The 8,916-nt window shown below is 60.1% G+C and carries 7 protein-coding genes and 1 pseudogene; 6 read left to right on the forward strand and 2 right to left on the reverse strand.

Going from position 1 to position 8,916, the window contains the following annotated elements:
• Nucleotides 1–23 precede the first annotated feature (23 nt).
• Nucleotides 24–944 (reverse strand): AraC family transcriptional regulator, encoded by a 921-nt coding sequence (locus LJE98_RS05195; RefSeq protein WP_229573837.1) that lies wholly within the window; start codon nucleotides 942–944, stop codon nucleotides 24–26.
• A 212-nt stretch (nucleotides 945–1,156) separates the two neighbouring features.
• Between LJE98_RS05195 and LJE98_RS05200 the strand changes: the two genes are divergently transcribed.
• The 6 genes from LJE98_RS05200 (at nucleotide 1,157) to LJE98_RS05225 (ending at nucleotide 8,105) form a co-directional block, all read left to right on the forward strand.
• Nucleotides 1,157–2,038: a carbohydrate ABC transporter permease gene (locus LJE98_RS05200; protein ID WP_229573838.1), complete on the forward strand. Its 882-nt coding sequence runs from the start codon at nucleotides 1,157–1,159 to the stop codon at nucleotides 2,036–2,038.
• Between the two features lie 3 nt (nucleotides 2,039–2,041).
• Nucleotides 2,042–2,926, forward strand: a complete 885-nt coding sequence (locus tag LJE98_RS05205; protein ID WP_229573839.1) for a carbohydrate ABC transporter permease — start codon at nucleotides 2,042–2,044, stop codon at nucleotides 2,924–2,926.
• A 2-nt stretch (nucleotides 2,927–2,928) separates the two neighbouring features.
• Nucleotides 2,929–4,023, forward strand: coding sequence for an ABC transporter ATP-binding protein (locus tag LJE98_RS05210; protein ID WP_229573840.1), 1,095 nt, complete (start codon nucleotides 2,929–2,931; stop codon nucleotides 4,021–4,023).
• Nucleotides 4,024–4,055: 32 nt separating this feature from the next.
• Complete coding sequence (locus LJE98_RS05215; RefSeq protein ID WP_229573841.1) at nucleotides 4,056–5,327, forward strand: ABC transporter substrate-binding protein; 1,272 nt, start codon at nucleotides 4,056–4,058, stop codon at nucleotides 5,325–5,327.
• A 73-nt stretch (nucleotides 5,328–5,400) separates the two neighbouring features.
• Nucleotides 5,401–6,975 (forward strand): glycoside hydrolase family 28 protein, encoded by a 1,575-nt coding sequence (locus LJE98_RS05220; RefSeq protein ID WP_229573842.1) that lies wholly within the window; start codon nucleotides 5,401–5,403, stop codon nucleotides 6,973–6,975.
• Complete coding sequence (locus LJE98_RS05225) at nucleotides 6,972–8,105, forward strand: glycoside hydrolase family 88/105 protein (RefSeq protein ID WP_229573844.1); 1,134 nt, start codon at nucleotides 6,972–6,974, stop codon at nucleotides 8,103–8,105. The genes LJE98_RS05220 and LJE98_RS05225 overlap by 4 nt, the downstream gene beginning before the upstream one ends.
• Before the next feature lie 38 nt (nucleotides 8,106–8,143).
• On the opposite strand, the pseudogene LJE98_RS05230 reads toward LJE98_RS05225, so the two are convergent.
• Nucleotides 8,144–8,520: pseudogene (locus tag LJE98_RS05230) on the reverse strand (integrase core domain-containing protein); the annotation flags it as partial.
• Nucleotides 8,521–8,916: the final 396 nt, after the last annotated feature.

Genomic DNA, 8,916 nt, shown 5'->3' on the forward strand with positions numbered 1-8,916 from the left:
GGGTATTTTACAGCCACACTCAATCAGGACGCCCGACCGGTGGCTGCCAGATGCACTTGCTGTTCCGCTTCGTCGAGTTTCATCAAGCCACCGTGCCGGCTTTGGCGCACCTTGGCGATATGTTCACGCGGGCTGATGCCGATGGTGCGCTTGAACATGCGGGAAAAATAATAGGGATCAGCATAACCGACTTCCGCAGCCGCCGAGGCAACGGGCAGGCCCGCCTCAAGAAAGTGCATCGCCCGTTCCATCCGCTTGAACTCCTGAAACTTCCGCGGCGTGCGCCCGATCCTCTTCTGGAATTCCCGCAGGAAATAATCCTGGTTGTAGGGCGAATTTTCGACCGCCTTCCTCGCTATCCCGGGGTCGAGAGGATCGGCCGAAATCATCGACGCCGCCTTCATCACGGCAAGATTGATCGCGTCGGATCCTTCCGGCTGGAAGGTCGCCTGGTCCCGCCACCCCATAAACGCGTCCTCAACATAGGCGATCAACAGCACCATGAAGAGATGATGCTGGGCCAATGTCACCGAGGACGGCGGCGCACTCTGGCGGTAGTGGCGCACCAGAGGCTGCAGCAGCGACCAGCGGCTCAAGCGCACCTTCGGGTTCAGATCCATCTGTGCGAGAAGGTTGTGTCGGCCATAAATGTCGAGGCTGAAATGCTGCGCCACGCCGATATAGGTTTCCGTCTGCTCGTTCCATCCCAGGAAGCGCTCGTCGCGCCGAATGAGCATCGCGTCACCCGGCTCCATCATGCGCGGCTGTCCGGCGACATGATAATGCCCCCGCCCTTCGAGACAGATGACCAGATCCTCAACGGGGTTGGTCTTGTCGATCTGCCAGGTGTGAGAATGCTCCATCCGGATCGCCGCGCGCGTCAGGGTGAGCGACAGGGCGGCGGGCGGAATGGCGGACAGAATTCCACCTTCAATTTTGTCCATCTTTTTCCTCACGTTCGTCAATGTATTCTGATGAGCATTTGGAGGAATGTCACGGTGAAAAGCAAAACTTGCCAGCCGATTTTCGGGGAGGAGATCGGATCGCAGGAAGAGCGGCCCGAATGGGTCGGGATATCTGCGTCGATATGGGAGTCGAACTTGTACGAAAATGTATCTCAAGAAATGATCGCGTCAGAGCCATCCGAGATGGTGCCATGAAGGGTAACCGGCTTCTGGGCTATGCCTATCTGGCGCCTTACATCATCGGCCTGATGGTGTTCACGGCGATCCCCTTCGTGGTCTCATTCTATCTGAGCTTCACCAGCTACGACCTGATGAACGAGGCGCATTGGACGGGGCTTGCCAACTACGAGCGCCTGCTCACCCGCGACCGCACCTTCGTGAAGTCGCTGAACGTGACGTTGATCTATGTGTTCCTGACCGTGCCGCTGAAGCTTGCCTTCGCACTCTTCATTGCAGCGATCCTCAATTACCGGCTGAGCTTTATCGGTTTCTTCCGTACCGCATTCTATGTGCCGTCGATCCTCGGCGGATCGATCGCGATTGCTGTGCTTTGGCGCTACATCTTCGCAAGCGAAGGCCTGGCCAACATGGCGCTCGTGACCGTCGGGCTTGATCCTGTTGACTGGTTCGGCGATCCGACCAATGCGCTCTTCACCATCACGCTCCTGCGCTGCTGGCAGTTCGGCTCGGCCATGGTGATCTTCCTGGCAGCCCTTCAGTCAATCGACAAGTCGCTTTACGAGGCCGCAGCGATCGATGGTGCCGGCAAGATCCGTACCTTCTTCTTTATCACGCTGCCGCTTCTCACCCCGGTGATCTTCTTCAACCTGATCATGCAGATGGTCCAGGCGTTCCAGGAGTTCAACGGCCCCTACATCATCACCCAGGGCGGGCCGCTCAAATCCACCTATCTCCTGCCTCTCTACATCTATGACGAGGCCTTCAAGAAGTTCAACATGGGCTATGCCTCCGCGATTGCCTGGGTGCTCTTCGTGATCATCACCGTATTGACCCTCCTCGCCTTCTGGTCGTCGAAGAAGTGGGTTTATTACGCCGGCGACAAGCGGAGCTGAACCATGTCAGACCTTTCGACCCTGAACGATCTACAGGCCGCGCGCCGTCGTCGCCTCGCTATTGCATCGACCATACTGCGCTACACGCTTTTGCTCTTCGTCGGCTTCGTCATGCTCTATCCGCTGATCTGGCTGGTCGGTGCGAGCTTCAAGACAAATTCCGAGATCTTCTCCGGTGCAGGCTTCTGGCCGCAACAGGCGACTGTGGATGGTTACGTGAAGGGCTGGGAAACCTCGACGCCGTACACATTCGGTCGCTTCTTCTGGAATTCCTTCCTGATCATCATGCCGAAAGTAATCGGTACGGCGATCTCCTGCACGCTTGCAGCCTATGCCTTTGCCCGCTTCGACTTCCCGTTCAAGAAGCTGTTCTTCGGCTCGGTGATTGCAATCCTGCTCCTACCGAATGTCGTCACGCGCATTCCGCAATACATGCTGTTCCGCGATCTCGGCTGGCTCGACACCTTTCTGCCGCTCTGGGTGCCCTCCGCCTTTGCAGGGGATGCCTTCTTTGTCTTCATGCTGGTGCAGTTCCTGCGTTCGCTGCCGCCTGACATGGAGGAGGCTGCCAGGGTCGACGGAGCGAATTCGCTGCAAACGCTTCTCTACATCGTGGTGCCGATGCTGGCACCGGCCCTGATTTCGGTCTGCCTCTTCCAGTTCATGTGGACGATGAACGACTTCCTGGGACCGCTGATCTATCTGTCATCGGTCGACAAATACCCGGTGAGCCTGGCCCTCAAACTGTCGATCGACACGACCGAGGCCTTCGAATGGAACCGCATCCTGGCAATGTCGGTCCTCACCATTACCCCCGCGCTGGTCGTCTTCTTTGCGGCGCAACGATACTTCATCGAAGGGATCTCGTCCGGCGGGATCAAGGGCTGAGCATGGCAAGAGTACAGTTGAAAAACCTCGAAAAGACCTATGGCAACGCCTTCAAGGCCGTGCACGGGATCAACCTCGACATCGAGGACGGCGAGTTCATGGTGCTGGTCGGCCCATCCGGCTGCGCCAAGTCCACGACGCTGCGCATGGTGGCCGGGCTTGAGGAAATCTCCGGCGGAGAGATCCTGATCGGCGACCGTCGCGTCAATGACCTGCCACCGGGCAAGCGCTCCATCGCCATGGTCTTTCAGAACTACGCGCTTTATCCGCATATGAAGGTGCGCAACAATCTGGCCTTTGGCCTGAAGATCGCGGGAAAGTCGAAGCCGGAGATCGCCGAAGCGATCGAGCGAGTTGCCAAGATGCTGGAAATCGAGCCGCTGCTCGACCGCCTGCCGAAGCAGCTATCGGGTGGCCAGGCCCAGCGCGTGGCGCTCGGGCGGGCATTGATCAAGCAGCCCGGCGTCTTTCTCTTTGACGAGCCACTCTCCAATCTCGACGCCAAACTCAGGGCCTCGATGCGTGTACGCATCACCGATCTGCATCGGCAGCTGAAGGCCGGTGGTCTGTCGTCGACGGTCATCTACGTGACCCATGATCAGACCGAGGCGATGACCATGGGGGACCGGATCTGCGTCATGCAGTCTGGCCACATCATGCAGGTCGCGACCCCGAAGGAGCTCTACAATCGGCCGGCCAATCTGTTCGTGGCTGGCTTCATCGGCAGTCCCGAGATGAACTTGGTCGACGCCACGCTGGACGGTCACCGCTTTGCCATCGGGAGCCAGAGCATGCCGCTTGGCGAGGGCCTGTCCAGCCGGCTCTCGGCCCGACCGGAAAATGCGGTCGTCGGCATCCGGCCGCAACATTTGTCATTGGTCTCTGATGGGGAGGGGTTTGATGCCCGGCTGACCAATGCCGAGTTCATGGGCCACGAAGTCTATCTTCACGCGGAGCTCGAGGGGCACAAGTTGGTCGCTGTTGTCGGCGCGGCCGATTACGAGACGCTCGGCGGTGCCGCAACGGTGAGGCTGCGCCCCGATTTCAGTCACATCCACATTTTCGACAAAACCGACGGCCGCAACGTTTCGCTGTGAGGAGGCAGCGTGCGGCTATAACCCAAGGAGGAATGACAATGACATTGAAAATGACCCTGACGGCTCTGGCCGGTGTAGCCTATGGCGCGCTCATGGCGGCAACGCCTGCCCAGTCGGCGGAATTGCGCATGTCGTGGTGGGGCGGAGAAAGCCGTCACGTCGCCACCCAGAAGGCAATCGAGGCCTGCGGCGCCAAGCACGGGCATACCGTGAAGGGCGAGTTCACCGGCTTTGACGGTTATCTCGAAAAGCTGACCACCCAGATGGCAGGTCGCACCGAAGCCGACATCATGCAGGTCAACTGGCCCTGGCTGCCACTCTTTTCGCGGAGTGGCGAAGGGTTCGCAGATCTCACCAAGCTCACCGCGCTTGACCTTTCCAACTGGCCCGAGACCGACCTGAAGGCGGGTTCGATGAACGGTGTCCTTCAGGGCGTGTCCGTCTCCACCACCGGCCGCGTCTTCTTCTTCAATCAGACGACCTTCGAAAAGGCCGGTGTCGCCATTCCGAAAACCTGGGAAGAGCTGTTCGAGGCGACCGCCACGATCAAGCAGAAACTGGGCGAAGACTACTACACCTTCAACGCCGTCAAGGAGACTGCGCAGCTCGTCGTCACGCTCGCTGTTGTGCAGAAGACCGGGAAGGATCTCGTCGATCCCGCGACCAACCGTGTCGCCTGGACCCCGGAAGAGCTGGCGGCCGGCATATCTTTCCTCGGCAAGCTGGTTGAGGCCAAGGCCATCCGCTCGCAGAAGGAAGAGGCTGCAGACGGCAACGTCAACCTGTTTGAGAAGCCTGCCTGGTCGGAGGGCAAGATCGCCGGATCCTACGAATGGGATTCGACCTATTCGAAATATGCCGACCCTCTGAAGGAGGGGCAGGTTCTGGCGCCTTCCGCCATGCTGAAATTCACCGATTCGGTCACGGATGGTGTCTATCGCAAACCCTCCATGGTCTTCTCCATCTCGCGCAATTCAAAGAACCCGGAAGCCGCAGCCCAGATCCTCAACTGCCTGCTGAACGAGCCGGAAGGTGTCGATGCGCTCGGCACCTCGCGCGGCCTCCCCGCATCCAAGGCCGCCGCTGCCCGTCTCGGTGATAGCGGCGAGGCGAAAGTCCGCGCGGCGAACGCCATCGTCATGGCCGCGTCCGGTCCGCTCGTTTCGCCATTCAACGAGCATCCGGAAATCCGCGCCGCCTTTATCGATACGCTGGAGGAATATGCCTATGGCCAGATCAGCGCCGAAGATGGTGCACAGCAGATCATCGACACGGTGAACGACGTACTCAAGAAATTCGACTGACAATGACATTGCCCGCCGCCACTTCAGCGGCGGGCCCTTCATCCCATGCGGGCGCCGGCCCGGAGACTATATCATGACCCGACCTTCCATCCTCGCGTTATCCGCGCGAATAGCAGCGCTATGCCTGCCGCTCCCCGGGGCGCGCTATCATCAGGTGGAGCCGCTGGCGTTTCGCCTAGCCTCCCGCGACGGCGGCAGCGATGCATGGACCAGGGAGGGTCTGGCCGAAACCGCTGTTCTTCTCCTGCATGATCTCATCCCCGGAACCATCTATCAATTTGAAGCCGAGGGTTTCGAGCTCCTGACCTTTTCGACACCGCCCTGTGCTGGCCTGGTCGATGCAGCCGACTTCGGTCTTCTGGCCGACATCGAACTGGACGATGGCAACGGGGCCTTGCGGAATGCCGAGGCACTTGCCCGCGCTGTCGAAGCCGTGCCCCGAGGCGGTACGCTTGTCGTGCCACGGGGCATCTGGACGGCCTATCCCATCGCATTGAAAGGTAACATGACCCTCCATCTCGCCGAGGGCGCGATCTTGCGCGCTCCATCCACGCGCCTCGGCTGGCCGATCCTGCCAGCGCGTGACGACATGGGACGCATGCTCGGCAGTTGGGAAGGTCTGCCCGCTGCCTGTTTCGCGGCTCCCGTCCATGCCGTGAATGTCGATAATCTCACCATCGAAGGCCGTGGCATTCTCGACGGATCCGGTGCGGAAGGCGATTGGTGGACCTGGCCGAAGGAGACGCGGGTAGGCGCACGCCGCCCGCGTGGCCTTCATCTCGTCTCAAGCAGTGATGTCACGCTTCTCGGCTTCACCATCCGCAACGCTCCGTCCTGGACCATTCATCCCCAGGGCTGCGAGCGGCTGAGAGCCGCCGGCCTGAATATCCTTGCCCCGCATGACAGTCCGAATACCGATGGTTTCAACCCGGAATCCTGCCGCGACGTCCTCATCGCCGGAACCCGATTTTCGGTGGGCGACGATTGCATCGCGGTGAAGGCCGGCAAGCGCGGTGACCAGGGTGAAGAGGATCACCTGTCAGAAACGCGGGGCGTCCAGGTCCGCCACTGCCTGATGGAACGGGGCCATGGCGGTCTCGTCATTGGCTCGGAAATGTCGGGCGGCGTCCATGACATTGCCGTCGAGGATTGCGAAATGCGCGGCACCGACCGCGGCCTGAGGCTGAAGACCCGGCGTGGTCGAGGCGGGCTCATCTCCAATATCGCCATGCGCCGCGTGCTGCTCGATGGCGTCCAGACAGCACTCTCCGCCAATGCCCATTATCATTGCGATGCCGATGGTCATGCGGACTGGGTGCAGAGCCGCGCGCGCCAGCCGCTTGGGACGGGCACGCCGCTGATCGACGGCATTACTGTGGATCACGTCGAGATCCGCTGTCTCGCCCATGCGGCCGGTGTCTTCCTCGGCCTGCCCGAGGCGCCGATCCGCAACCTCCGCATTTCAAACTTGATCATCCAGTCCCATGACCCGGAAGCCCGTCCAACGCCGCCGATCATGGCGGATCATGTTCGGCCGATGCGTCACGAGGCCATTCTCGTCGAATGGGCTGAGATCGCCTGCGACGATCCGGGCCTGATCAGCAATGCCGCCATTTCCCTTAATTCCCCGCATGAGAGCTACCGATGACCCTTCCCGACTATTTCGACCGCTTCGCCGAAGGCTATCAGCCCTATAAGGGAGCAAGCTGGTGCTACGAGGACGGTTGCATCTATCGCGGCTTAGAGCTTCTGTCGGCTTCGACCGGTGAAGCCCGCTGGATGGCACATCTGCATCGACTTGCCGACCGCCAGATCGGCCCGGACGGTGCGCTTCTCGGTTATGAACCGCGCGAATACAATATCGATCACATCCTGTCCGGGCGCGCGCTTTTCGCGCTGCATCGCGATACGGGAGAGGATCGCTATCTGCGCGCCGCCGACCGCCTCTTTTCCCAGTTGCAGACCCATCCACGCCTCCCGGCCGGCAACTACTGGCATAAGCAGCGATACCCGCATCAGGTCTGGCTTGACGGCCTCTACATGGGCCTGCCGTTCCAGATCGAATACGGGCAGGTGACGGGTAAGCCTGGTCTGATTGTTGATGCATTGCAGCAGTTCGCGACAGCCCTGGCGTTGACATCGGCTCCCGGTGGTCTTTTTGTGCATGGCTATGACGATGCACGCGCCCAGACTTGGGCCGATCCGCTGACGGGCAAGTCGCAAGCTGTCTGGGCCCGTGCCGTGGGTTGGCTCGCCATGGCGCTTGTCGATGCGCTGGCGCTTTTGCCGATGGACGAGGGCAATGCGACACTGCGCTTGCGTCTTGCTTGCCTGCTCGACGCCATCATTGCCCGTCAGACCGGGACCGGCCTCTGGATGCAGGTCCTCGATGCTCCGGATCTTGAGGGAAATTACGAGGAAACCTCGGCATCCGCAATGTTTGCCTATGCCCTGTTGCGCGCGGCCAGGTTGGGCCTTGCACCCGGTTCGGACGCTGTGTGTCTTGCCGCAGCAGGTCGCCGGGCGTACGACGCGATCCGTGACGTCAAGCTTGAAACGGGGGCAGACGGCATTGCCCGCCTTGGCGGGATTGTCCATGTTGCCGGTCTGGGCGGTTTCGAAGGTCGCTACCGAGACGGCTCGCCCGGATATTACGTGTCGGAACCCGTCGTTTTTGATGATGCCAAGGGTGTTGGCCCGCTGATGATGGCGCATTCAGAAGTGGTGATCGCCGGAGAGAATACGGGAAACGGGTTGTGGGGCCGAAAGCTCTCGTAGTCTCCTCACTCTGCACGCATATCGGTACCCCCCCGTTTTCAACGGGGCTCCGCAGTAAAATTCACGCGGCCATTTTCCAGTGTCTGTGCGGGCATTATGCCGCCGATGCCCATATTGGGCCATTCGTTGTAATACGTGCCGAGCCACCGCGTGGCGAGTTTCCTGCGCCACCTCGATGCTTCGATGATGTACTGGTCGAGCCATTCATGGCGGACAGTGCGGTTGTAGCGCTCGACATAGACATTCTGTTGCGGCTTTCCGGGCTGGATGTGGCTCAAAGCGATTCCTTGCGTTTCGGCCCATTCCATCAGTTTGCCACTGATGTACTCAGGCCCCACAGAATGGTGAACGGTTTACCGCGCCATTCGATGATCTGGTTCAGACTGCGGATGACGCGTTCAGCAGGCAGCGAAAAAACTGGTGATGTCATGTTGTTTGACTGAGGCCCGATGAAGCGCTTTCGATCGGGTCAGACAGTCGTGCCAGTTACGGCCTTCCAATGGGCCATTGCGCGCATCCGATGAGTTTGGGTGGCGAGGGCAGAATGAAGCGCCCCGGTGTATTGGCCTCAATGCAGGCGTTCCAGGATTATACGACCGGTCTGCGCGAACAGCACGCAAACGAGTTCGCCCGCCGTGTGAGGGCGGGTGAGTTCAAGGATAGAGCCGAGAAGATGGCGTATTTGCACCGGTTCGAGGCAGTCCTCGCTGAGGAGGAGACTTCATGGCGCCGGTTACAAGTCACATTGGTTGCGGGGGCAGGATTTGAACCTGCGGCCTTCAGGTTATGAGCCTGACGAGCTACCGGGCTG

The sequence above is a fragment of the Rhizobium sp. 'Codium 1' genome (assembly GCF_020889605.1).
In the GTDB taxonomy this organism is placed as follows: Bacteria; Pseudomonadota; Alphaproteobacteria; order Rhizobiales; family Rhizobiaceae; genus Allorhizobium; species Allorhizobium algae.